Source organism: Pseudomonas sp. NFPP02, from assembly GCF_900119355.1.
GTDB lineage: Bacteria > Pseudomonadota > Gammaproteobacteria > Pseudomonadales > Pseudomonadaceae > Aquipseudomonas > Aquipseudomonas paracarnis.
The window spans coordinates 127,690-152,735 of record NZ_FPJI01000012.1; the positions used below are offsets into that span (position 1 = coordinate 127,690).

Annotated in this window: 23 protein-coding genes; 15 read left to right on the top strand and 8 right to left on the bottom strand. The window is 60.5% G+C overall.

The window, feature by feature from the left end:
- The first annotated feature begins 27 nt into the window (after nt 1–27).
- Nucleotides 28–1,317: a citrate synthase gene (gltA, locus tag BT204_RS20755; RefSeq protein WP_014717728.1), complete on the top strand. Its 1,290-nt coding sequence runs from the start codon at nt 28–30 to the stop codon at nt 1,315–1,317.
- A gap of 246 nt (nt 1,318–1,563) precedes the next feature.
- Here gltA and BT204_RS20760 read toward each other — a convergent pair whose 3' ends face one another.
- The 3 genes from BT204_RS20760 to BT204_RS20770 form a co-directional block, all read right to left on the bottom strand.
- Complete coding sequence (locus BT204_RS20760) at nt 1,564–3,222, bottom strand: cation acetate symporter (RefSeq protein WP_032892639.1); 1,659 nt, start codon at nt 3,220–3,222, stop codon at nt 1,564–1,566.
- Nucleotides 3,219–3,530, bottom strand: a complete 312-nt coding sequence (locus BT204_RS20765; protein WP_003190001.1) for a DUF485 domain-containing protein — start codon at nt 3,528–3,530, stop codon at nt 3,219–3,221. Before BT204_RS20765 ends, BT204_RS20760 begins: the two co-directional genes overlap by 4 nt.
- 232 nt (nt 3,531–3,762) lie before the next feature.
- A complete protein-coding gene (locus BT204_RS20770; protein WP_003233255.1) occupies nt 3,763–4,614 on the bottom strand; it encodes a glycine betaine ABC transporter substrate-binding protein in 852 nt (283 codons plus the stop codon).
- A 332-nt stretch (nt 4,615–4,946) separates the two neighbouring features.
- Here BT204_RS20770 and BT204_RS20775 point away from each other — a divergent pair, with 332 nt between their 5' ends.
- Entirely contained in the window at nt 4,947–6,500 is a 1,554-nt protein-coding gene (locus BT204_RS20775) for a glycoside hydrolase family 17 protein (protein WP_072448143.1), read from the top strand.
- Nucleotides 6,501–6,606: 106 nt separating this feature from the next.
- Here the strand turns inward: BT204_RS20775 and BT204_RS20780 are convergent, their stop codons facing one another.
- Entirely contained in the window at nt 6,607–6,975 is a 369-nt protein-coding gene (locus BT204_RS20780; protein WP_014717724.1) for a hypothetical protein, read from the bottom strand.
- A 233-nt stretch (nt 6,976–7,208) separates the two neighbouring features.
- On the opposite strand from BT204_RS20780, the gene BT204_RS20785 reads away from it, so the two are divergent.
- On the top strand, nt 7,209–8,507 hold the full coding sequence (locus BT204_RS20785; protein ID WP_032892643.1) for a serine/threonine protein kinase: 1,299 nt from the start codon (nt 7,209–7,211) through the stop codon (nt 8,505–8,507).
- Nucleotides 8,500–9,288: an MlaA family lipoprotein gene (locus BT204_RS20790; RefSeq protein ID WP_072448145.1), complete on the top strand. Its 789-nt coding sequence runs from the start codon at nt 8,500–8,502 to the stop codon at nt 9,286–9,288. The genes BT204_RS20785 and BT204_RS20790 overlap by 8 nt, the downstream gene beginning before the upstream one ends.
- Nucleotides 9,289–9,344: 56 nt before the next feature.
- Here BT204_RS20790 and BT204_RS20795 read toward each other — a convergent pair whose 3' ends face one another.
- Nucleotides 9,345–10,259, bottom strand: coding sequence for a DUF808 domain-containing protein (locus BT204_RS20795; protein ID WP_072448146.1), 915 nt, complete (start codon nt 10,257–10,259; stop codon nt 9,345–9,347).
- 134 nt (nt 10,260–10,393) lie between these two features.
- On the opposite strand from BT204_RS20795, the gene BT204_RS20800 reads away from it, so the two are divergent.
- On the top strand, nt 10,394–10,999 hold the full coding sequence (locus BT204_RS20800; protein ID WP_032897537.1) for a TetR/AcrR family transcriptional regulator: 606 nt from the start codon (nt 10,394–10,396) through the stop codon (nt 10,997–10,999).
- Nucleotides 11,000–11,196: 197 nt separating this feature from the next.
- On the top strand, nt 11,197–11,655 hold the full coding sequence (locus BT204_RS20805; protein WP_072448148.1) for an REP-associated tyrosine transposase: 459 nt from the start codon (nt 11,197–11,199) through the stop codon (nt 11,653–11,655).
- 131 nt (nt 11,656–11,786) lie between these two features.
- Here the strand turns inward: BT204_RS20805 and BT204_RS20810 are convergent, their stop codons facing one another.
- Nucleotides 11,787–12,227: a GlcG/HbpS family heme-binding protein gene (locus BT204_RS20810; RefSeq protein ID WP_020302584.1), complete on the bottom strand. Its 441-nt coding sequence runs from the start codon at nt 12,225–12,227 to the stop codon at nt 11,787–11,789.
- Nucleotides 12,228–12,483: 256 nt separating this feature from the next.
- Between BT204_RS20810 and gcl the strand changes: the two genes are divergently transcribed.
- From gcl to BT204_RS20855, 9 genes are all read left to right on the top strand, one after another.
- Nucleotides 12,484–14,259, top strand: coding sequence for a glyoxylate carboligase (gcl, locus tag BT204_RS20815; protein WP_003189987.1), 1,776 nt, complete (start codon nt 12,484–12,486; stop codon nt 14,257–14,259).
- 10 nt (nt 14,260–14,269) lie between these two features.
- Nucleotides 14,270–15,052 (top strand): hydroxypyruvate isomerase, encoded by a 783-nt coding sequence (gene hyi, locus BT204_RS20820; protein ID WP_014717718.1) that lies wholly within the window; start codon nt 14,270–14,272, stop codon nt 15,050–15,052.
- 128 nt (nt 15,053–15,180) lie between these two features.
- Nucleotides 15,181–16,071 (top strand): 2-hydroxy-3-oxopropionate reductase, encoded by an 891-nt coding sequence (locus BT204_RS20825; RefSeq protein ID WP_034135176.1) that lies wholly within the window; start codon nt 15,181–15,183, stop codon nt 16,069–16,071.
- 157 nt (nt 16,072–16,228) lie between these two features.
- Nucleotides 16,229–17,509, top strand: coding sequence for a glycerate kinase type-2 family protein (locus BT204_RS20830; protein WP_072448150.1), 1,281 nt, complete (start codon nt 16,229–16,231; stop codon nt 17,507–17,509).
- The gene (pyk, locus tag BT204_RS20835) at nt 17,499–18,914 is read left to right on the top strand and encodes a pyruvate kinase (protein WP_034127184.1); all 1,416 of its coding nucleotides are present in this window, start codon (nt 17,499–17,501) and stop codon (nt 18,912–18,914) included. Before BT204_RS20830 ends, pyk begins: the two co-directional genes overlap by 11 nt.
- A 131-nt stretch (nt 18,915–19,045) precedes the next feature.
- The gene (locus BT204_RS20840) at nt 19,046–19,921 is read left to right on the top strand and encodes an urea transporter (RefSeq protein WP_072448152.1); all 876 of its coding nucleotides are present in this window, start codon (nt 19,046–19,048) and stop codon (nt 19,919–19,921) included.
- 31 nt (nt 19,922–19,952) lie between these two features.
- Nucleotides 19,953–20,777 carry an ion transporter gene (locus BT204_RS20845; protein ID WP_014717713.1) on the top strand — a complete coding sequence of 275 codons (825 nt, stop codon included), beginning with the start codon at nt 19,953–19,955 and terminating at the stop codon, nt 20,775–20,777.
- A 93-nt stretch (nt 20,778–20,870) separates the two neighbouring features.
- Nucleotides 20,871–21,872, top strand: coding sequence for a sulfate ABC transporter substrate-binding protein (locus tag BT204_RS20850; protein WP_034127182.1), 1,002 nt, complete (start codon nt 20,871–20,873; stop codon nt 21,870–21,872).
- 251 nt (nt 21,873–22,123) lie between these two features.
- Nucleotides 22,124–23,329, top strand: coding sequence for an MFS transporter (locus BT204_RS20855; protein WP_054898370.1), 1,206 nt, complete (start codon nt 22,124–22,126; stop codon nt 23,327–23,329).
- Between the two features lie 291 nt (nt 23,330–23,620).
- On the opposite strand, the gene phnN is transcribed toward BT204_RS20855, so the two are convergent.
- Both phnN and BT204_RS20865 read right to left on the bottom strand, forming a co-directional pair.
- Nucleotides 23,621–24,193, bottom strand: a complete 573-nt coding sequence (gene phnN / locus BT204_RS20860; protein ID WP_054920110.1) for a phosphonate metabolism protein/1,5-bisphosphokinase (PRPP-forming) PhnN — start codon at nt 24,191–24,193, stop codon at nt 23,621–23,623.
- A 439-nt stretch (nt 24,194–24,632) separates the two neighbouring features.
- Entirely contained in the window at nt 24,633–25,040 is a 408-nt protein-coding gene (locus BT204_RS20865) for a hypothetical protein (RefSeq protein WP_057976697.1), read from the bottom strand.
- Between the last annotated feature and the right edge of the window lie 6 nt (nt 25,041–25,046).

Genomic DNA, 25,046 nt, shown 5'->3' on the forward strand with positions numbered 1-25,046 from the left:
TGATTTGAAGCATAAATAGGAGGCCACATGGCTGACAAAAAAGCGCAGTTGATCATCGAGGGCGCAGCCCCCGTCGAGCTGCCCATTTTAACCGGCACCGTTGGTCCCGATGTTATCGACGTACGGGGCCTGACGGCCACGGGCCGTTTTACTTTCGACCCAGGCTTCATGTCGACCGCTTCCTGCGAGTCGAAGATCACCTATATCGATGGTGACAATGGCATTCTGCTTCATCGCGGCTACCCGATCGAGCAACTGGCTGAAAAGTCGGACTACCTGGAAACCTGCTACCTGCTGCTAAATGGCGAATTGCCAACAGCCGAGCAGAAAGCCCAGTTCGTCAGCACCGTGAAGAACCACACCATGGTTCACGAGCAGTTGAAGACCTTCTTCAACGGCTTCCGTCGCGACGCCCACCCGATGGCCGTCATGTGCGGTGTAGTAGGCGCCCTGTCGGCCTTCTATCACGACTCCCTGGACATCAATAACCCGCAGCATCGCGAAATTTCCGCGATCCGCCTGGTTGCCAAGATGCCTACCCTGGCCGCAATGGTTTACAAGTACTCCATGGGCCAACCCATGATGTACCCGCGCAACGACCTGACGTACGCGGAAAACTTCCTGCACATGATGTTCAACACCCCGTGCGAGATCAAACCGATCAGCCCGGTGCTCGCCAAGGCCATGGACCGGATCTTCATCCTCCACGCCGACCACGAGCAGAACGCTTCCACCTCTACCGTGCGCCTGGCGGGCTCTTCGGGTGCCAACCCGTTCGCCTGTATTGCCGCCGGTATCGCCGCACTGTGGGGCCCTGCCCACGGCGGTGCGAACGAAGCCGTATTGACCATGCTCGATGAAATCGGCGATGTGTCCAACATCGACACCTTCATCGCCAAGGCCAAGGACAAGAACGATCCGTTCAAGTTGATGGGCTTCGGTCACCGGGTCTACAAGAACCGCGACCCGCGCGCTACCGTCATGAAGCAGACCTGCGACGAAGTGTTGAAGGAACTGGGCATCAAGAACGATCCGCAACTCGAACTGGCCATGCGCCTGGAAGAGATCGCCCTGACCGACCCGTACTTCATCGAACGCTCGCTGTACCCGAACGTCGACTTCTACTCGGGGATCATCCTCAAGGCGATCGGCATTCCAACCAGCATGTTCACCGTGATCTTCGCCCTGGCGCGGACCGTGGGCTGGATCTCCCACTGGAAAGAAATGCTCTCCAGCCCGTACAAGATTGGCCGCCCGCGCCAGCTGTACACCGGCTACGAGTCGCGTGACATCACCAAGCTGGAAGACCGCAAGTAAGCATTCAACTGCTTAGCTGCATTGAGAACGGCCTCCCTTAGTGGAGGCCGTTTTTGTTGGTGTGGCCTGATCTACCGTCATCGCAGGCAAGCCAGCTCCCACATTGGACCGCATTCCAACAAAAGGACACGGCCCAGCGTGGGAGCCGGGCTCGCCCGCGATGAGGCCAGCCCAGGCGACACAAAAAAGCCAAGCAAAAAAATACCCCGGCCTTGCGACCGGGGTATCTCTTATGCAGCTGACGACTTAGTGATTAACCGCCCCACTCGCCCCCAGGCCAGTCTGCGAACGCACGAACTGTGGGAAGTACAGCGCACGCTCTTTCTCTGCCGCCGCCGACTTGTCGGTGATGGAGAAGAACCAGATGCCGACGAACGCAATGATCATCGAGAACAGCGCCGGGTACTCGTACGGGAAGATCGCCTTTTCATGGTGCAGGATCGACACCCAGATGGTCGGGCCGAGGATCATCAAGCCCACGGCGCTGATCAAGCCCAGCCAGCCGCCAATCATGGCGCCGCGGGTGGTGAGGTTTTTCCAGTACATGGAAAGCAGCAGCACCGGGAAGTTACAGCTGGCAGCGATGGAGAACGCCAGGCCGACCATGAACGCAATGTTCTGGCTTTCGAACAGGATACCCAGGCCGATGGCCAATACACCCAAGGCTACGGTGGTGATCTTCGACACGCGAATCTCATCTTTCTCGTTGGCTTTGCCTTTCTTGATCACGCTGGCATACAGGTCATGGGACACCGCCGAAGCACCCGCCAGGGTCAAGCCGGCAACCACCGCCAGGATGGTGGCAAACGCCACGGCCGAGATGAAGCCCAGGAAGATACTGCCACCCACCGCGTTGGCCAGGTGCACCGCCGCCATGTTGTTACCACCGAGCAAGGCGCCTGCTGCATCCTTGAACGCCGGGTTGGTGCTGACCAAAAGGATCGCGCCGAAACCGATGATGAAGGTCAGGATATAGAAGTAGCCGATGAAGCCGGTTGCGTACAGCACGCTCTTACGCGCTTCCTTGGCGTCGCTTACCGTGAAGAAGCGCATCAGGATGTGCGGCAGGCCAGCAGTACCAAACATCAGTGCCAGGCCCAGGGAGAATGCCGAGATCGGGTCCTTCACCAGGCCGCCGGGGCTCATGATCGCTTCACCTTTGGGGTGAACCTTGATCGCCTCGGAGAACAGCATGTTGAAGTCGAAGTTGACGTGCTTCATCACCATCAGCGCCATGAACGAGGCACCGGACAGCAACAGTACCGCCTTGATGATCTGCACCCAGGTGGTCGCCAACATGCCGCCGAACAGCACGTACAGGCACATCAGGATACCCACCAGGATCACCGCCACATGGTAATCAAGGCCAAACAGCAGCTGGATCAGCTTGCCCGCGCCAACCATCTGCGCGATCAGGTAGAACGCCACCACCACCAGCGAGCCACACGCCGACAGGCTGCGGATCTGGGTTTGCCCCAGGCGATAGGACGCCACGTCGGCAAAGGTGTATTTGCCCAGGTTACGCAAGCGCTCGGCGATCAGGAACAGAATGATCGGCCAGCCCACAAGGAAGCCGATCGAGTAGATCAAGCCGTCGTAACCGGAGGTGAACACCAGCGCGGAAATCCCCAGGAAGGACGCCGCCGACATGTAGTCACCAGCAATCGCCAGACCGTTCTGGAAACCGGTGATCTTGCCGCCCGCCGCATAGTAGTCCGCCGCCGACTTGTTGCGCTTGGACGCCCAATAAGTGATGCACAGGGTGGCGCCGACAAACGCGACGAACATCACAATGGCCGAGACGTTCAGCGGTTGCTTGTGCACTTCACCGGTCAATGCGTCCGCCGCCCAAACGGCCGGAGCCAACAGCGAAGCACCGAATAGAGCCAATAGACGCCGGATCATTGCGCAGCCTCCTTGAGAATCGCATTGTTCAGGTCGTCAAATTCGCCGTTGGCCCGACGCACGTAGATGCCGGTGAGAATGAAGGCCGACACAATCAGCCCGACGCCCAGGGGAATGCCCCAGGTAATCGAGGAACCAGGGCTGATCTTGGCCCCCAGCACTTGTGGCCCGTAGGCAATCAACAGGATGAAAGCGGAGTAAAGCCCTAGCATGATCGCCGAGAGAATCCAGGCGAACCTTTCCCTTTTCCTGACCAGCTCCTTGAAACGCGGGCTGTTTTGAATCGAGAGGTAAATGCTGTCGTTCATTGTTTTTATCCTCGCAGCACAGCTTTTTATTATTTTGGAACGTATCCACTGTATGCGGCTGCGCAATGGGTTCCAGACGACCTTAGTAGTAGATCGAGCTTAGCGAGGATTTGTAAAAAGTGTAGGAGCGAGCTTGCTCGCGAAAAACGTCAACGATAACGCGTTCATTCTGGATGATCGCGGTGCCTGTGCGTTCTTCGCGAGCAAGCTCGCTCCTACAATTGGGGCGGGGTTATTTAGCAGTCCATTCGGCGACGCGCTCGGGGTGCTTGGCTACCCAGTCCTTGGCCGCGGCGTCCGGCTTGGCGCCTTCTTGAATCGCCAGCATGACTTCACCGATTTCATCCTTGGAGGCCCACTGGAATTTCTTCAGGAAGGCTGCGACTTCCGGCGCTTTCTTCTCCAGGCCCTTGCTGCCGATGCTGTTGACGGTTTCAGCAGCACCATAAATCCCTTTTGGGTCGTCCAGGAAACGCAGTTTCCACTTGGCGAACATCCAGTGCGGCACCCAACCGGTGACCGCAATCGACTCCTGCTTGTCTTCGGCGCGGGTCAGTTCGGCAATCATCGCCGCACCCGAGCTGGCTTGCAGTTTGTAGTCCAGGCCATATTGCTTGATGGCTTCGTCGGTCTTGAGCATTACGCCCGAACCGGCGTCGATGCCGACGATCTTGTTTTTGAAGGTGGTATCGGTCTTGAGGTCTTCAATGGACTTGGCCTTGACGTATTCAGGCACGATCAGGCCGATCTTGGCGTCTTTGAAGTTGGGGCCGTAGTCGACCACCTTGTCCTTGTTCTTGGTCCAGTATTCACCGTGGGTTACAGGTAGCCAGGCGGAAAGCATGGCATCGAGTTTGCCGGTGGCGACGCCCTGCCACATGATCCCGGTGGCAACCGCTTGCAGTTTTACGTCGTAGCCGAGCTTTTGCTTGATCACCTCTGCCGCCACGTGAGTAGTGGCCACGCTGTCGGACCAGCCGTCCACGTAGCCGATGCTCAGGGTCTTGCTGTCGGCACTGGCCAGTGTGGAGCCCATCGCAACTACCAGAGTGGCAGCTGCGCCCAAGAGTCGTCGCATCTTCATAGTACTTCCCCGAAAGTGCTGCGCCCGACGGATGCCGAGCGACGTCAAACTGTTGTTATAGGGTGCACCGCGCCCCCTTCACGCGCATCGATCCGGTTGCTGAGGCATCAGTGGAGTACTGACAGTTTTATCTTCAACCTGCGTAGGCATTTGCCCTGCTCTGTCAGCGACCTTGGTTGAGCAGGAAACGACATCACATCGCCAGCAGGATGCTTTGTAGGCGTTATCGCCAGAATCCCGCCCGAAGTTTGCATGTCAAAATTATGCAGCCCCACAGGGCTGCGGCAAATCCGGGTAAGATGCGCGCCTTTGCTCCCCCAGATAAGCCGACCATGCCCGCGACTGCCCGCTTCCCTGCCCTGCCCTATTTCTTCGCCTTGATCCTCGGCGTGCTTGCCCTTGTCGGCTACTGGTACGGCCTCGGCCGGCCCGTGGTGTTGCCAGACGTCGCTAGCGCCAGCCATAAGCTGCAATGTGCGTCCTACACACCGTTCGACAAAGACCAATCCCCATTCGATCAACCGTTCGCGCTGCGCCCCGAGCGCATGGACGCCGACCTGGCGCTACTGGCTACGCGCTTTGAATGCATTCGCACCTACTCCATGACCGGCCTGGAGGCCCTGCCGGACATGGCGCGCAAGCATGGGTTGAAAGTCATGGCCGGGGCCTGGGTCAGCAGCGACCCCGTGGCGACCGAAAAAGAGATCAACGAGTTGATCGCGGCGGCCAACGCCAGCCCGGACGTGGTGACCTCGGTGATCGTCGGCAACGAAGCCCTGCTGCGCAAGGAAGTCACCGCCAAGCAACTGGTGGCGCTGATCCATCAAGTTAAAAGCCAGATCAAGCAGCCCGTCACCTATGCCGATGTCTGGGAGTTCTGGTTGCAACACCCGGAAATCGAGCCTGCGGTGGACTTCCTGACCATTCACCTGTTGCCGTATTGGGAAGATGAGCCGTCCGGCATCGACCAGGCGCTCAAGCACGTGGGCGATGTGCGCCAGACCTTCGGCCATAAATTCGCGCCCAAGGACATCGTGATCGGCGAAACCGGCTGGCCCAGCGAAGGCCGGCAGCGCGAAACCGCCGTGCCCAGCCGGGTCAATGAAGCCAGGTTCATGCGCGGCTTCGTGGCCATGGCCGAAGCCAATGGCTGGCGCTACAACCTGATCGAAGCCTTTGACCAGCCATGGAAACGTGCGAGTGAAGGGGCTGTGGGTGGTTACTGGGGGCTGTTCGATGCAGACCGTCAGGACAAAGGTATCCTCGCCGGCCCGGTGACCAATGTGCCGTACTGGCGGCTGTGGCTGGGCGTCGGCGGGCTCATCCTGCTGGGCACCCTGGTGCTCGGCGGCCGCGTTCGCAGCACTCGCTCTGCGTTAATACTGCCGTTGCTAGGGGCCGTCGCAGCGTGCTCCATCGGCAGTTGGGCCGAACTGACCCGCGTCACTGCGCGTTTCAACGATGAATGGCTATGGGCAGGCTTGCTGGTGGTCTTGAACCTGCTGGTGCTGGCTCATGCCGCCCTGGCCCTCAGCGCCCGGCAAGGCTGGCGTGAGCGCGGGTTCAACTGGCTGGAGCAGCGCGCCGGCTGGTTGATGGCAATTGCCGGGTTTGCCGGTGCGGTGATGATGCTGGCGCTGGTGTTTGACCCGCGCTATCGCAGCTTTCCAAGCGCAGCGCTGGTGTTGCCGGCCCTGGTGTACCTGATACGCCCGGTGACCGGGCCACGTCGGGAGATTGCGTTGCTGGCCTTTATCATCGGTGCCGGCGTTGCGCCGCAGTTGTACCGTGAAGGGCTGTTGAATCAGCAGGCCTGGGGTTGGGCAGTGGTCAGCGTGCTGATGGTTGCGGCTTTGTGGCGTTGCTTGCGAGTGCGCAAAACGTAACACCGCTATCGCAGGCAAGCCAGCTCCTACATTTGACCGTGCTCACAGATAGAAATGTGTGAACACAATCAACTGTAGGAGCTGGCTTGCCTGCGATGAGGCCACATCAGGCGCCGCGAGGCTTCCTGACCAACCGCAACCCCGCAATCACCACCGCAAACACCGCAAACGTCGTGTTGTACAGCGCCAGCGCCGGCAACCCGAACACCAACCCCACCACCGCCAACGCCCACCCCGCACGCCCCGGTACAAAAAAGCCCAGCACCGAAGTGATCAACGCCGCCCACCCCAGCAGCTTGAAATGAATCATCAAACCCAGGTTCGAACGCACCTGGCATTCCCAGCGGCTGGCCTCATCAGCGCAGATGCCAACCCATTGCCCATCCTCCATGAAGCCATAGCGTGCGGCATAACTGGCGGCCAGCCATAACGGCAGGGCAATAAGCAGCAGGATCAACGGCAAACGACGGGACATGGGGCACTCCGATAGGCAAAAACGGCGCCCAGCTTAATCCCACGGCGGCCGTTAGCAAGGTGTTCGCACAGATATCTGTTCAACAAAGCATGGCAAAGTGTATCGTCTCGCTACTATTACCCCGATTCCGACGTTTTTTCCGACTTTTCGTGCCGAGTGCTGGCACTTCGGTGACAAGGCGGTGGTCATAGCCTGCGAACTTCATTCAGCCCGTTCCTCTTAGGGATTAAGTCATGCTCCGTTCCTTGCGCTGTGCTGCCTTGCTGGGCAGCCTATTTTTGAGTGCGTCAGCACTGGCCGTCGATATCGACCAAGCCAGCTATGGCTACCCTTTGACCAACCCGTTCGAAGCGACCATCGCCACCACACCTCCCGATCTGCGGCCAACCCTGCCGACCGATGACGAGATCACCCAGTCCGACTACACCCTGACGATGCGCCCCGAGCGCGAGTTCAGCCTGCCGGACAATTTCTGGGCGGTGAAGAAACTCACCTACCGCATTGCCAAGCAGGACCGCGCCGCGCCTTTGATCTTCCTGATCGCCGGCACCGGTGCACGCTTTGACAGCAGCATCAACGAATACCTGAAAAAGCTGTATTACCAGGCCGGCTACCATGTGGTGCAGCTCTCCTCGCCAACCAGCTTCGACTTCATCAGCGCCGCTTCGCGCTTCGCCACCCCGGGCATCACCCAGGAAGACGCCGAAGACATGTACCGCGTGATGCAAGCCGTACGCGCGCAGAACGCCTCGTTGCCCGTGACCGATTTCTACCTCACCGGCTACAGCCTGGGCGCCCTGGATGCGGCGTTTGTCAGCAAGCTGGATGAGACCCGCCGCAGCTTCAACTTCAAGAAAGTGCTGCTGCTCAACCCGCCGGTCAACCTCTACACCTCGATCACCAACCTCGACAAGCTGGTACAGACCGAGGTCAAGGGCATCAACAACAGCACCACCTTCTATGAGTTGGTGCTGAGCAAACTGACGCGTTACTTCCAGCAAAAAGGCTACATCGACCTCAACGATGCCCTGCTTTATGACTTCCAGCAGTCCAAGCAGCACCTGACCAACGAACAGATGGCCATGCTGATCGGCACCTCGTTCCGCTTCTCGGCCGCCGACATTGCCTTCACTTCGGACTTGATCAACCGCCGTGGCCTGATCATTCCGCCCAAGTACCCGATCACCGAAGGCACCAGCCTCACGCCGTTCCTCAAGCGTGCCCTGCAGTGTGACTTCGACTGCTACCTCACCGAACAAGTGATCCCGATGTGGCGCGCTCGTTCCGATGGCGGCAGCCTGCTGCAACTGATCGATCAGGTCAGCTTGTACGCCCTCAAGGACTACCTGCGCGACAGCCCGAAAATCGCCGTGATGCATAACGCCGACGACGTGATCCTCGGCCCTGGCGACCTGGGCTTCCTGCGTAAAACTTTCGGCGATCGCTTGACCGTCTACCCGCTGGGCGGCCACTGCGGCAACCTCAATTACCGCGTCAACGCCGACGCCATGCTGGAGTTCTTCCGTGGCTAAATATCTTCTGCTGCTCGCCGCACTGATGTGCGCAGGCGTGGCCAATGCCGACAACAGCAAGGCCCAAGAACCCGTCAAGGTCGATGCCGACGGCTTCAAGGAGCCGCTGACCAAGCTCAAGTTCAACCCAGGCTTGGACCAGCGCGAATTCGAACGCTCCACGCTCACCGCGCTCAACGTCTACGACCCACTGGAGTCGTGGAACCGCCGCGTGTACCACTTCAACTATCGCTTCGACCAGTGGGTGTTCCTGCCGGTGGTGAACGGTTACCGCTATGTTACGCCGAGCTTTCTGCGCACCGGCGTGAGCAACTTCTTCAACAACGTGGGCGATGTGCCCAACCTGATGAACAGCTTGTTGCAGCTCAAGGGCCATCGCTCGCTGGAAACCACCGGGCGCCTGCTGGTCAACACCACCATTGGCATCGCGGGCCTGTGGGACCCGGCCACCGCCATGGGCCTGCCGCGCCAGAGCGAAGACTTCGGCCAGACCCTGGGCTTCTACGGTGTACCGGGTGGCGCCTACCTGATGCTGCCGATTTTCGGGCCGTCGAACCTGCGTGATACCGGCGGCCTGCTGGTGGACTACAGCGCCGAATCGCAGATCAACTTCCTCAACGTGTCTGAAGTCAGCTCCAACCATCCGGAAGTCTGGGCCCTGCGCGCCGTCGACAAGCGCTACCAGACCAGCTTCCGCTACGGCCAGATGAACTCGCCGTTCGAGTATGAGAAGGTGCGGTATATCTACACCGAATCGCGCAAGTTGCAGATCGCCGAGTAAACAGCAGCGATAAAAAAAGGCCATTCGATTGAATGGCCTTTTTTATGCCTGCGGTTTCACCCTCGCAGTGCTTTCCAACCTTTACCTGCCACGCTGACCACTGCCAGGACGACAGCGCCGGCAATGATCCCCGCCACCGCATTGAGCAGCGTTGGCATCAGCCACGCGAACGCGCCGGTGCTCTGGCTCACGGTTTCGATCCAGTGATGCACCACGGGCACGCCATGGGTGAGGATACCGCCACCAACCATGAACATCGCCGCCGTGCCGATCACCGACAAGCTCTTCATCATGTAGGGGGCCGCACTCAGAATCGCGCCGCCAATACTGCGCGCCACCTGGCCCGGCTTCTGCGTCAGCCACAGCCCCAGGTCGTCGAGCTTGACGATACCGGCCACCAATCCATATACGCCGATGGTCATGACAATGGCGATACCCGACAGCACGATCACCTGCTGCGTGAGCTGCGCGTCGGCGACGATGCCGAGGGTGATGGCAATGATTTCGGCGGAAAGAATAAAGTCGGTACGGATCGCGCCCTTGATCTTGTCTTTCTCGAATGCCACCAGATCGGTTGCCGGGTCGGCCACCGCTTCAGCCAACTGTGCGTGTTCGGCTTGATCTTCAGCCTTGCTGTGCAGGAATTTGTGCGCGAGCTTTTCGAAGCCCTCGAAACACAGATAGGCACCGCCAAGCATCAACAGTGGTATCACCGCCCAGGGTGCAAAGGCGCTGATCAACAGGGCCGTCGGCACCAGGATCAGCTTGTTGATAAACGAGCCCTTGGCCACCGCCCACACCACCGGGATTTCTCGCTCGGCGCGCACGCCGGAGACCTGCTGGGCGTTCAGTGCAAGGTCATCGCCCAGCACGCCCGATGTCTTCTTGGCGGCCATTTTTGTCATCAGCGCGACGTCATCGAGTACCGCCGCGATATCGTCGATCAACACCAACAAGCTGCTTCCTGCCATGAACCGGACTTCCGTTAGAGAGAGATGGCGCGAGCATAGCGCGGCGCAGGGCCTTGCGGGCAGATTGTTGAGGCTTGCGGATGGCCGGTGCTACCATGCGCAACCGCCTGTCATGGCAAGGAAACGTCTGGTTTATGAGCAGCATTCGCGAGCGCAACAAAGAAAAAATCCTGCGGGCGGCGAGCGAGGAGTTTGCCGACAAGGGCTTCGCCGCGACCAAAACCAGCGACATCGCCGCCAAGGCCGGGCTGCCCAAGCCCAACGTCTATTACTACTTCAAGTCCAAGGACAACCTTTACCGCGAGGTGCTCGAAAGCATTATCGAGCCGATCCTGGCCGCCTCCACGCCGTTCAACCCCGAAGGCGAGCCCAAGGAAGTATTGAGCAACTACATCCGCTCCAAAATCCGCATCTCCCGCGACCTGCCCTTCGCCTCCAAGGTGTTCGCCAGCGAAATCATGCACGGCGCCCCACACCTGAGCGCCGACCAGGTTGAGCAGCTCAACGCTCAGGCCAAGCACAATATCGACTGCATTCAGAGCTGGGTTGACCGTGGCCTGATCGCCGCGATCGACCCCAACCACCTGATGTTCAGCATCTGGGCAGCCACCCAGACCTATGCCGATTTCGACTGGCAGATCTCGGCGGTAACCGGCAAGGCCAAGCTGGATGAGGCCGATTATGAGGCGGCGGCGCAGACGATTATTCGGTTGGTGCTCAAGGGGTGTGAGCCGGATTGATAGACCGCGGCGAGGCTATCGCAGGCAAGCCAGCTCCCACACGGATTTGCGCCGGACACAAAATGTAAAATGGTCACAATCCCCTGTGGGCTTGCCCGCGATAGCGCCCATCCAGACACATCCTGCTAAAAGCCCGCCGATCAGCCTTCGCCCCTCAGTCTAGCCTCTCAGAACACCATCTGAAGAGAGGCCACGGAATGCCTGATTTACCTGCTTCAAAAAGCCTGCGCATCGGCCGCTATAACGAGTCCAACCGCATTTACCTGCTCACCACCAACACCCTTGAACGCGAGCCCATCTTCAGCGACTTCAGACTCGGCCGCCTGGTCGTACAACAATTCAGGATCGCCCAATATAAAGGGCTCGCAACATCATTGGCCTGGGTGGTAATGCCTGACCATTTCCATTGGCTTGTTTCTCTGGAGAAAGGTTCGCTTGCCGACTTGATGCGACAAGTTAAATCCAAGAGCACCCGAGTGGTGAATGCGGTGGCTGGCCGCCAAGGTCGCCTCTGGCAACCGGGCTTTCATGACCATGCCGTGCGTCGAGAGGAAAGCCTTGAGGGGATTGCACGTTACATCGTAGCCAATCCACTCAGGGCCGGGCTGGTAAAGAAGTTTGGTGACTATCCGCTGTGGGATGCCATTTGGGTTTGACTGGAGACCGAGTCGACTGCATCGCAGGCAAGCCAGCTCCCACACTGATTGCACTCACACAGTTGAATTTGTGAACACCGCCAATGTGGGAGCTGGCTTGCCTGCGATAGCTTACTCACAGTCAGAACGATTCAAGCCGACACCCCCGCATCCGCCATCAACCCCACTCCTTCTATCGCCGTGATCGCACACTGCTCGTCAATATCGGACGTGTCCCCGCTGATCCCGATCGCGCCCAGCACCATGCCGCTCTGATCCCGAATCAACACCCCACCCGGCGCCGGCACGACGCTGCCCTGCCCCAGGCTGTTCAACGCCGCGATAAACGCCGGGCGCTGTTGGGCGTCCAGCGCCAGCAAACGTGAACCCTTGCCCAGGGCAATGGCGCCCCAGGCCTTGCCGATGGCGATTTGCGGGCGTAGCAGGCTGGCGCCGTCTTCGCGTTGCAGGGTGACCAGGTGGCCGCCGCTGTCGAGCACGGCGATGGTCAGTGGCGCAGCCGAAATGGTGCGGCCTGCAGTAAGGGCCTGGGTGGCCAGTTGGGTGGCGAGTTTCAAGGTTAAAGCGCTCATAGGTGCCGTCCTTATCTTGTTATGGGTAACGCGGTGAGGTCTGTTTGATCAGATGCTCGATCACACAAATAGAACACAATGATGTTTATTTTTGTATACAATATTTTCCAACAAAGGCTCCATACGTCGAAAAAAGCGCTTCCGACGAACGCAAAGGTCAGTTTACGAAAGGCATTGACCAACGCCGCTCGCCGTGAATACACTTTGGACAGACACCACTTGTATACAATTACAAAACGCAAGAGGCACCAAAACCATGAGCAAAATGAGAGCAATCGAAGCCGCCGTCCTGGTGATGCGCCGTGAAGGTGTGGATACCGCCTTCGGTATCCCAGGCGCCGCGATCAACCCGCTGTATTCGGCCTTGCAGAAGGTGGGTGGCATCGATCACGTCCTTGCTCGCCACGTTGAAGGCGCCTCGCACATGGCCGAGGGCTACACCCGTACCAAGGCCGGCAACATCGGCGTGTGCATCGGCACGTCGGGCCCGGCGGGTACCGACATGGTCACCGGTCTGTACAGCGCCTCGGCCGACTCGATCCCGATCCTGTGCATTACCGGCCAAGCCCCCCGCGCCCGGATGCACAAGGAAGACTTCCAGGCCGTGGACATCACCAGCATCGTCAAGCCGGTGACCAAGTGGGCAACCACGGTGCTGGAACCCGGCCAAGTGCCCTACGCGTTCCAAAAGGCCTTCTATGAAATGCGCTCCGGCCGCCCCGGCCCGGTGCTGATCGACCTGCCGTTCGACGTACAGATGGCCGAGATCGAGTTCGACATCGACGCCTACCAGCCGCTGCCGCTGGCCAAGCCGCTGGCGACCCGTGTGCAAGTGGAAAAAGCCCTGGCTCTGCTCGACGCAGCCGAACGCCCATTGCTGGTGAGCGGTGGCGGCGTGATCAACGCCGACGCCAGCGAGTTGCTGGTGGAGTTCGCTGAACTGACCGGCATCCCGGTGATCCCGACCCTGATGGGCTGGGGCACTATCCCGGACGACCATCCGCTGATGGTGGGCATGGTCGGCCTGCAAACCTCGCACCGCTACGGCAACGCGACGATGCTCAAGTCAGACGTGGTGCTGGGCATCGGCAACCGCTGGGCCAACCGTCACACCGGTTCGGTAGAGGTGTACACCGAAGGCCGTAAATTCATTCATGTCGACATCGAACCGACCCAGATTGGCCGCGTGTTCACGCCGGACCTGGGCATCGTTTCCGACGCCGGCTCCGCGCTGACGATGTTCATTGAAGTGGCCCGCGAGTGGAAAGCCGCCGGCAAGCTCAAGGACCGCAGTGCCTGGTTGCATGACTGCCAACAACGCAAGGCCACCCTGCACCGCAAGACTCACTTCGACAACGTGCCGGTCAAGCCGCAACGCGTGTACGAAGAGATGAACCAGGTGTTCGGCAAAGACACCTGCTACGTCAGCACCATCGGCCTGTCGCAGATTGCCGGCGCGCAATTCTTGCATGTGTACAAGCCACGCCACTGGATCAACTGCGGCCAGGCTGGCCCACTGGGCTGGACCATTCCCGCGGCACTGGGCGTGGTCAAGGCCGATCCGAGCCGCAAAGTGGTGGCCTTGTCGGGCGACTATGACTTCCAGTTCATGATCGAAGAACTGGCGGTGGGCGCACAGTTCAAGCTGCCGTACATCCATGTGGTAGTGAACAACTCATACCTGGGCCTGATCCGCCAGGCCCAGCGTGGGTTCGAGATGGACTACTGCGTGCAGCTGTCCTTCGACAACCTCAACGCCCCCGAACTCAACGGCTATGGCGTCGACCATGTGGCGGTTGCCGAGGGCTTGGGCTGCAAGGCCCTGCGTGTGTTCGAGCCAGGCCAGATCCAACCAGCCTTGCGCCGCGCCCAAGAGATGATCGAAGAATTCAAGGTGCCGGTGATCGTTGAGATTATTCTGGAACGGGTGACCAATATTTCCATGGGCACCGAGATCAACGCCGTCAATGAATTCGAAGACCTGGCCCTGGTCGGCAACGACGCGCCGACTGCCATTTCCCTGCTCGATTAAGGAGAACCCTATGCCGCGCTTTGCTGCCAACCTGTCCATGCTGTTTACCGAACAGGATTTCCTTGCCCGCTTCAAAGCGGCTGCCGATGCCGGCTTCCAGGGCGTGGAGTACCTGTTCCCGTATGAGTTCAGCTCTGCCGACATCAAGGCGCAGTTGGACGCCAACGGCCTGACCCAGGTGTTGTTCAACCTGCCTGCCGGAGACTGGGCCAAGGGCGAGCGCGGCCTGGCTTGCCACCCGGACCGGGTCGAGGAGTTCCGTGCCGGGGTCAAACTGGCAATCGCCTATGCCCAGGTCTTGGGCAACACCCAGGTCAATTGCCTGGCGGGAATCCGGCCACAAGGCGTTGATGACGAGACCGTGGAAAAGACCTTTGTCGCCAACCTCAAGTACGCCGCCGAGAAGCTGCAAGCGGCGGGTATCAAGCTGGTGATGGAGATGATCAACACCCGCGACATTCCCGGCTTCTACCTCAACAACACGGCGCAGGCCCTGTCGATTCGCGAGCAAGTGGGCAGCGCCAATCTGTTCCTGCAATACGACATCTACCACATGCAAATCATGGAAGGTGACCTGGCGCGGACCATGGCGGCGCACCTGGGCGAGATCAATCACATTCAGCTGGCGGACAACCCTGGGCGCAACGAACCAGGTACCGGCGAGATCAACTACCGCTTCCTGTTCGAGCATCTGGACCGCATTGGTTACGCGGGTTGGGTCGGCTGTGAGTACAAGCCGTTGACCACTACCGAGGCGGGTTTGGGTTGGCTCAAAACCCACAACGCCATCTGACAACTGACACAACACAAAACAATGTGGGAGCTGGCTTGCCTGCGATGCGGATACCTCGGTGTATCAGGCATACGGGGGTGATGCCATCGCAGGCAAGCCAGCTCCCACATGAAAAGAGGATTTTGATCATGGCTAAAATCGGATTTATCGGCACCGGCATCATGGGCCAACCCATGGCCGCCAACCTGCAGAAAGCAGGCCATCAACTGTTTCTCTCCGAACATCACGGCAAGGCTCCGGCTGAACTGATCAGCGCCGGCGCCGTGGCGCTGGCCAACCCGCAACAAGTGGCCCAGGAAGCCGAGTTCATCATCGTCATGGTGCCCGACACCCCACAAGTCGATGACGTGCTGTTTCGCGCCGACGGCGTGGCTGCGGGCCTGTCACCGAACAAGGTGGTGATCGACATGAGCTCGATCTCCCCTACTGCCACCAAAGCATTCGCCGCCAAGGTCAACCAGGCCGGCGCGCAGTACCTGGACGCCCCGGTGTCCGGTGGTGAAGTCGGTGCCAAGGCCGGCACCTTGAGCATTATGGTCGGTGGCGAACCGCAGACGTTCGAACGCGCGCTGCCGCTGTTCCAGAGCATGGGAAAAAACATCACCCTGGTAGGCGGCAATGGCGATGGCCAGACCGCCAAGGTGGCCAACCAGATCATCGTTGCCCTGAACATCCAGGCGGTGGCCGAAGCGTTGTTGTTCGCCTCCAAAAACGGCGCCGACCCGGCCAAAGTGCGTGAAGCGCTGATGGGTGGCTTTGCATCGTCCAAGATCCTGGAAGTGCACGGCGAGCGCATGATCAAGGGCACCTTCGATCCGGGCTTCCGTATCAACCTGCACCAGAAGGACCTGAACCTGGCCCTCGCCGGCGCCAAGGAACTGGGGATCAACCTGCCGAACACCGCCGGCACCCAGCAAGTGTTCAGCACCTGCACGGCAATTGGCGGCGGCAACTGGGACCACTCGGCACTGATCAAGGGCCTGGAGCACATGGCGAATTTCTCGATTCGCGATAAATAACCCACACCGCTGATCGTTCCCACGCTCCGCGTGGGAATGCCTCTTGTGACGCTCCGCGTCACGCTTTGGGCGCAGAGCGTCCCGGACTGCATTCTCACGCAGAGCGTGGGAACGATCGCTGCACCTCTAATAACAAGAATCCCCCGGGAGCCCGCTTATGTCGGTCGATCCGCAACACCTGCTTCGCGAGCTGTTTGCCACAGCCATCGATGCCGCCCACCCCCGGCAAGTCCTTGAACCCTACCTGCCTGCCGACCGCAGTGGCCGTGTGATCGTGATCGGCGCCGGTAAAGCCGCGGCCGCCATGGCATTGGTCGTCGAAGATTGTTGGCAGGGCGAAGTCTCGGGCCTGGTGGTCACGCGCTATGGCCATGGCGCGCCATGCAAAAAAATCGAAGTGGTCGAAGCCGCCCACCCGGTTCCGGATGCAGCCGGCCTGGCCGTGGCCCAGCGCGTGCTGGAACTGATCAGCCATCTGAGTGAAGACGACCGTGTGATCTTCCTGCTCTCCGGCGGTGGCTCGGCATTACTGGCCCTGCCCGCCGAGGGCATCACCCTGGCGGACAAACAAGCCATCAACAAAGCCCTGCTTAAATCCGGCGCCACCATTGGCGAGATGAATTGCGTGCGCAAGCACCTCTCGGCGATCAAGGGCGGGCGTTTGGCCAAGGCTGCGTGGCCGGCCACGGTGTACACCTACGCGATCTCCGATGTACCGGGCGACCAGGCCACGGTGATTGCCTCGGGCCCAACCGTCGGTGACCCTAGCACCTCGCAACAGGCCCTGGCGATCCTCAAGCGTTACCACATCGACACCCCCGCTTCGGTGCGCAGTTGGTTGCAGAACCCGGCCTCGGAAACCGTCAAGCCTGGCGATCCGGTGCTTGCCCGCAGCCACTTCCAATTGATCGCCCGCCCGCAGCAATCCCTGGAAGCGGTGGCGGTCAAAGTGCGCCAGGCCGGTTTCAGCCCGCTGATCCTCGGTGACCTGGAAGGCGAAGCCCGCGATGTGGCCAAGGTACACGCCGGCATCGCCCGGCAGATCGTGCAGCACGGCCAGCCACTGGCGGCGCCGTGCGTGATTCTGTCGGGGGGCGAAACCACCGTCACTGTACGCGGCGACGGTCGTGGCGGGCGCAATGCGGAATTCCTCTTGAGCCTCACCGATAGTCTCAAGGGCCTGCCCGGCGTGTACGCCCTGGCCGGCGATACCGATGGCATCGACGGTTCAGAAGACAACGCCGGCGCGATCATGACCCCCTGCAGCTACCGCCGTGCCGAAGCCCTGGGCTTGTCGGCCAGTGATGAGCTGGACAACAACAACGGCTACGGCTATTTCGCCGCCCTGGACGACTTGATCGTCACCGAGCCGACGCGCACCAACGTCAACGACTTCCGCGCCATCCTGATCCTCGAGACTGCCAACCATGACGCCTGACAAGAAGGTCAAAATCCTCGCCACCCTGGGCCCGGCCACCGACGGTATCGACGACATCCGCGAGCTGGTGGAGGCCGGGGTAAATATCTTCCGTCTCAACTTCAGCCACGGCGACCACGCCGACCATGCCCAGCGCTACCAGTGGATTCGCCAGGTCGAGCGCCAGCTCAACTACCCGCTCGGTATCCTCATGGACCTGCAAGGGCCGAAGCTGCGGGTGGGACGCTTTGCCGAGGGCAAGGTGCAGCTCGTACGCGGCCAGGCCCTGCGCCTGGACCTGGATGAAACCCTGGGCGACCAACGCCGGGTCAACCTGCCCCACCCGGAAATCATCGCGGCCCTGGAGCCGGGCATGGACCTGCTGCTCGACGACGGCAAGCTGCGCCTGCGCGTAATCACCAAGCATGCCGATGCCATCGACACCACCGTGCTCAATGGCGGCGAACTGTCTGACCGCAAAGGTGTGAACGTCCCCCAAGCGCTGTTGGAACTGAGCCCACTCACCACCAAGGACCGCCGCGACCTGAGCTTCGGCCTGGAGCTGGGTGTGGACTGGGTGGCGCTGTCGTTTGTGCAGCGCCCGGAAGACATCCGCGAAGCCCGCGAGCTAATCGGCGATAAAGCATTTTTGATGGCCAAGATCGAAAAGCCTTCGGCGGTGCAACGGTTGCGTGAAATCGCCGAACTGAGTGACGCGATCATGGTGGCCCGGGGTGATCTGGGCGTGGAAGTGCCGGCCGAGAGCGTGCCGCAGATCCAGAAAGACATCATCAGCACCTGCCGCCAACTGGGTAAGCCGGTGGTAGTGGCCACGCAGATGCTCGAATCCATGCGCTTCTCGCCGGCACCCACCCGCGCCGAAGTCACCGATGTCGCCAACGCGGTGGCCGAAGGTGCAGATGCGGTGATGCTGTCGGCCGAAACCGCCTCGGGCGAGTACCCGCTGGAAGCGGTGCAGATGATGAGCAAGATCATCCGCCAGGTGGAAAACGGCCCGGACTACCAGGCACAGCTGGATGTCAGCCGGCCCAAGGCAGATGCCACGGTGTCGGACGCCATCAGCTGCGCGATCCGCCGCATCAGCAGCATCCTGCCGGTGGCGGTGCTGGTGAACTACAGCGAGTCCGGCAGTTCCAGCTTGCGCGCGGCGCGGGAGCGGCCCGTGGCGCCGATCCTCAACCTCACGCCCAACCTGTCCACGGCGCGGCGCCTGAGCGTGGCGTGGGGCGTGCACTCGGTGGTCAATGATCGGCTGCGCCAGGTGGATGAGGTGTGTTCCACCGCACTGGAAATCGCCCAGGCCCAGGGCATGGCGCAGCGTGGCGATACCTTGGTGATTACCGCAGGGGTGCCGTTCGGGCAGCCGGGGTCCACCAATTCACTGCGTATAGAGACGCTGATTTAGCGCCTGTCAGGGCCTCATCGCGGGCAAGCCCGGCTCCCACATTTGATCGAGTTTGCATGTCGAACATCAATCAAATGTGGGAGCTGGCTTGCCTGCGATGAGGGCAACTCGGTCTTATTGACTCAACCCAAATGCACAACCCAACCTGCCCCGACTGGGCCGAAGCCCTGCTCAACGGCTTCAGCCAAATCTTCCTGCAGCGCCACCCGCTGTGCGGCCTGCTGTGCCTGCTGGCGATCCTGATCGGTGCCCCGGCCTTGCTTGGCGGTGCCTTGCTGGGGGGCGTCGCAGGGTTGCTCACGGCCCAGCGCCGGGGGTATCCCAAAGCCGAGCGCCAGGCCGGGCTGTATAGCTACAACGGCGTATTGCTGGGCCTGTTGATCAGCCAGCACTTTGCCTGGTCGGCGCTGGTGCCGCCGCTGATCCTGGCGTGCGGCGGCTTGAGTGCCATCCTCACTCGGCACTGGTTGAAACACGCGACCCAACCCCTGGATTTGCCAGCGTACACCGCGCCCTTTGTTGGCCTGGGCTGGTTGCTGCTCGGCCAGGCCCCGCAGAACACCCTTGCGCTGAGCGAGCCCGACACTGTCGCTGTACTGGCCGCACCCTTCATCGGCCTTGGGCAAATCATGCTGCTGGACCAGCCCCTGGCGGGTGTGCTGATCGCCCTGGGCTTGCTGCTGGCCGACCGTCGCGCCGTCGCGTGGGCCTTGGGCGGCGCCACTCTCGGCATGCTGGCCGGCCTGTGGTTGAACGACCCCACTGGCGCCCTGCTCGGCCTGCACAGCTATAACCCCGCGCTGGCCGGGCTGGCCCTGTGCTCGTCGCGTCGCCAGCCTTGGTTGCCACTGCTGGGTATCGGCCTGGCCATCCTGCTCACCCCTGGCTTTTGCGGCCTGCACCTGCCCGCGCTGACCGCGCCATTTATCCTCGCGTGCTGGCTGGTGCGCGCCGGTCAGCGAATGCTGCACAAGCCTCACATGGACAGCCCGTTCGAATCGCCCTAGGCTTGCTCGATATTCGTTTCAGGCAGGGTTTATGGACAGCAACAACGACTGGCGCCAGCGCCTCTACATCATGGTGTTCCAAAGCGACACCGTCGCCGGGCGGCGCTTTGACGGCATCCTGCTGCTGATCATCCTCGCCAGCCTGGTGATCGTGATGCTCGACAGCATCGACACAATCCATCAGAACTACGCCGACGTGCTGGCCTATATCGAGTGGGGCTTCACGCTGATCTTCGCCATCGAGTACGGCCTGCGCCTGTATTGCTCGCCCAAGCCGCTGCGCTATGCCTTCAGCTTTTATGGCTTGGTGGACCTGCTCGCCATCGTCCCCGGCATCCTCGCGCTGTACTACAGCGACGCCCAGTATCTGCTGATCATCCGCATCATCCGCATGCTGCGTATCTTCCGCGTGCTCAAGCTCAGCCCGTATCTCAAGCAGGCCAACTACCTGATGGCGGCGCTGCGCGGCAGCAAGCAGAAGATCGTGGTGTTCCTGGTCAGCGTGTGCACCCTGGTGACGGTGTTCGGCACCTTGATGTACGTGATCGAAGGCCCGGAACATGGCTTTACCAGTATTCCCAAGGGCATCTACTGGGCGATCGTCACCCTGACCACCGTGGGCTTCGGCGATATCGTGCCCAAGACGCCCCTGGGCCAGGTGATTTCTTCGCTGGTGATGATCACCGGTTACTCGATCATCGCCGTGCCGACGGGTATTTTTACCGCTGAACTGGCAAGTGCCATGCGCGGCGAACAGCTGCATACCGACTGCCCAGTGTGCAAGAAGGACAGCCATGAACCCAACGCCGCATTTTGCGCGCGCTGTGGCAGCAATTTGTTTCGCAAACTGGAATAAGCAAAGTTCGTTTTAATCTTTAAAGCTCTATGCAGGCCCGGCTATAGTCGCTGGCAAATTGCCTCCCTCTTCTCGAACAACAAGGAATGAGCAGTGAAAAAAATCCTCAGCGCCTCTCTACTGGCCGCCGGCCTGGCCTTGGCGGGCTCCGCCCAGGCAGCGACCACCCTGCTCAACGTCTCCTACGACGTGATGCGCGACTTCTACAAGGACTACAACGCCGCTTTCCAGAAGCACTGGGCAGCCGAGCATCCGGACGACAAGCTGACGCTGCAGATGTCCTTCGGCGGCTCCAGCAAACAGGCGCGCTCAGTGATCGACGGCCTGCCCGCGGACGTGATCACCATGAACATGGCTACCGATATCAATGCCCTGGTCGACAACGGCAAGCTGGTGCCGGACAACTGGGTGACACGCCTGCCGAACAACAGTGCGCCATTCACCTCAGCCACGGTGTTTATTGTGCGCAAAGGTAACCCCAAGGCGTTGAAAGACTGGCCCGACCTGCTCAAGGACGGCGTGCAGGTAATCGTGCCCAACCCTAAGACCTCGGGTAACGGCCGCTACACCTATCTGTCGGCCTGGGGTTACGTGCTGAAGAACGGCGGCGATGAAGAAAAGGCCAAGACCTTCGTTGGCAAGTTGTTCAAGCAAGCGCCAGTGCTGGACACCGGTGGCCGCGCCGCCACCACCACCTTCATGACCAACCAGATTGGCGACGTGCTGGTGACCTTTGAAAACGAAGCAGAAATGATCGCCCGCGAGTTTGGCCGTGATCAGTTCGAAGTGGTCTATCCAAGCGTTTCCGCCGAAGCCGAACCGCCGGTGTCGGTGGTGGATAAAGTGGTCGAGAAAAAAGGCAGCCGTGCCGTGGCCGAGGACTACCTCAAGTATCTGTGGTCGCCCGAAGGCCAGGAAATTGCGGCCAACAACTACCTGCGCCCACGGGACCCGAAGGTGCTGGCAAAGTACACCGACCGGTTCCCCAAGGTGGACTTCCTGTCGGTGGAGAAGACCTTCGGCGACTGGCGCACAGTGCAAAAGACCCATTTCAATGATGGCGGGGTGTTTGACCAGATCTACTCTGGCCAATAACCCATCTGACTGAATCAACTCGGTCAAACCTGTGGGAGCTGGCTTGCCTGCGAAAGCGATCTATCAGTCATATTTCTGGTGACTGGTGCACCGCCATCGCAGGCAAGCCAGCTCCCACTTTTTTGCGTAGGGCAGATGTGTCTGAATGTATCATCAGCCGGCATAAGTGATATCACCACAAGCAGCCTACTCACTTGAGAGCCTTGTCTTTACTCTCTCACGCCATCGTCCTTCGCCTTTATGAGTACACCATGAACGCAACCTCTCACGCTGCAGGCACCATGACCCGGGGCATGGTCATGCTGTTCGCGTTTTGCTGCGGCGCCATCGTCGCCAACATCTACTACGCGCAACCGATCATCGAGCTGATTGCCCCAGACATTGGCCTGACACCGGCAATGGCCAGCCTGATCGTGTCCCTCACGCAAATCGGCTATGCCCTGGGCCTGTTTTTCCTGGTGCCTCTGGGCGACCTGCTGGAAAACCGCAAGCTGATGATCACCACCACCGTCGTGGCGATCGCCAGCCTGTTGGGTGCGGCGTTTATCGAACAGCCGAACCTGTTCTTGCTGGTGTCGCTGCTGATCGGTTTCAGTTCCGTCTCGGTGCAGATCCTGATTCCGCTGGCCGCACACCTGGCGCCGGCCGAATCCCGGGGCCGGGTGGTCGGCAGCATCATGGGCGGCCTGCTGCTGGGCATCCTGCTGGCACGGCCGGTGTCGAGCGTGGTGGCCGACCACTTCGGCTGGCGTGCGATGTTCATGGCGGCCGCCGCACTGATGGCGTTTATCAGCGTGGTGCTGATGCTGACAATCCCCAAGCGCCAGCCCGATCACAGTGCCAGCTACGGCCAGTTGCTGCGCTCCCTGGGCACCCTGTTGCGTGAGCAACCGCTGTTGCGCCAGCGGGCGTTCTACCAGGGTTGCATGTTCGCTGCCTTCAGCCTGTTCTGGACTGCCGTACCACTGGAACTGGCGCGTAACCACGGCCTGAGCCAAAGCGAGATCGCACTGTTTGCCCTGGTCGGTGCCCTTGGCGCCATCGCCGCGCCCATGGCCGGTCGCCTGGCCGATGCCGGCCATACCCACCGCGCCTCGTTACTGGCGATGCTGTTTGGCGCGCTGAGTTTCCTCCCGGCGTTGGTACACCCGCTCTACAGCGTGATCGGCCTGGCAGTCACCGGTGTGGTTCTGGACTTCTGCGTGCAGATGAATATGGTCCTCGGCCAGCGCGCCATCTACGCCCTCGATGCCAACAGCCGTAGCCGCCTGAACGCGCTGTACATGACCAGCATTTTTATCGGCGGTGCGTTCGGTTCGGCGATTGCCAGCAGCGTGTATGAACATGGCGGCTGGTTGGCCGTCATGCTGGTGGGCAGCGCATTTGCGCTGGTGGCCTTGCTGCGCTTCCTGAGCGCGTCACGTAAAGCCGCGTTGGCCACTGCCCAAGCGTCCTGACGGGGCCTTCGGCGCATAAAAACGTTTCACAACGCACAAAGGGGCGGGACTTAATCAACCATTGAGTAAGTCCAGCCCCGCATTGCGTCAAACAATCGCGCCCCCTGCCGCCCCTGTATAGTTTTCAACGAAGTTCAACGCTATCTTGCCGTCGCGTGCCATTTGCGACAGGTCGATCTTGTCTTCTCCGTATTGAAGTCCACCAACAAGTCGGCATGGGTGCGTATTGAGAAATATGAGCTCCGTCTCCGGGTTTCATCTGAGCGCTGGCATTACCCATGCACTACTGGGTCAGGTGTTCACGATATGCCCGTGCTCCAGGCAACACAGCAAGCGTTCGACGGTATGCGCCAACGGGCCGGAATTATCCAATACGAACAACCCCGCGCCATGACCGGCAATCAATTCGGCAGTGAACCGCGCATTGCGCGCGAGGCGCTCCTCGATATCCGCCAATGACTCCCGCCCACGCGCAATCAGACGCTGGCGCAGCACCGCTTGGTCCACCGTGAGCAGCAATACCAGCAAGGTCGGATAACGCTCACGGGTTTGCGCCAGGTGCGCACGGGAACCGTTGACCAGAACGTCGTCCCCCGCGGCCAGCCAATCGTCGATTTCCCTGGGGATGCCGTAGGACAAGCCATTAGCCTGCCAGCTCAAGGCAAATGCGCCCTCGGCCTCCATGGCCGCAAACTGCTCGGGGCTCACACCTTGCGCCGCTTCGCCCACCGCCTCCGCGGACCGAGTGATCACCCGTCGCACCATGCGGCACCCACGCTCAACCAGACGTGGGCGTGCGGCATCCAGCAGACTGTCTTTGCCCGAACCCGATGGCCCGATGAGATAGATCAACCTGCCTGCCATTAAAAACCCTCTTCGCTTGTCCCCAGACAGGTGCATCCCCGGGACCACTGCGCAGCGCCTGGTTTGCACCCGGGCGGCCACGTCGTAATAGTCGTAGGAAAGTATACCTAGCAATCCTTCCCACGCCAGGCCAGCGATAGCCACATCACTACAGCGCACTGCGCATTCGGCGCATGCGTCGGGCTTTAATTGCTTGGCCCTACCGTGATCTACACAGTGCGTTTGAAAGCCATGAAAAAGGCGACCCTCAGGCCTAATGCCAGTCAGTTAAGAGCTAGAGCAGACAACCAGTGACTTGTGGCGAGGGAGCTTGCTCCCGCTGGACTGCGTAGCAGTCCCATTTTTGGGGCCGCTTCGCGCCCCAGCGGGAGCAAGCTCCCTCGCCACAGTTACCGATTCTGTCTTAACTGACTGGCATTAACCCTCAGGCCGCCTTTTGTCATTGCGCGTACTGCTTGCTCAACCCCGGCGGCACGCCTTGCACGTTGGTCTCTTCCCATGGCCCGTTGGGGCTGATGGAGCGGCTCCAGCCGTTGCTCCAACGGTAGTAAGTGCGCTGGCGGTAGAAGGTATCAGGCTGATCGTCGAGCACGTACACCTGCATCTTGCCGTCCCAGTGGCTGGCGGCGCCCGGCGGTGGAGCAAAGGTCGGCGACTTGCTTGGCAGGGGTTTGGCCGGTGGCGTCACCGGGCCGGAAGGTTTGGTGCTGGGCTTGGTGCTCGGCTGGGTCGAGGGGCCAGACGGTGGAATAGTCGGGCCGGTCGGCGCCGGAGGTGGGCGGTGGACCGCACAGGCGCTCAGGCCGAGTACCAGGCTGAGCAAGGTGATGCGTGCAAATGCGGTCATGGGTGT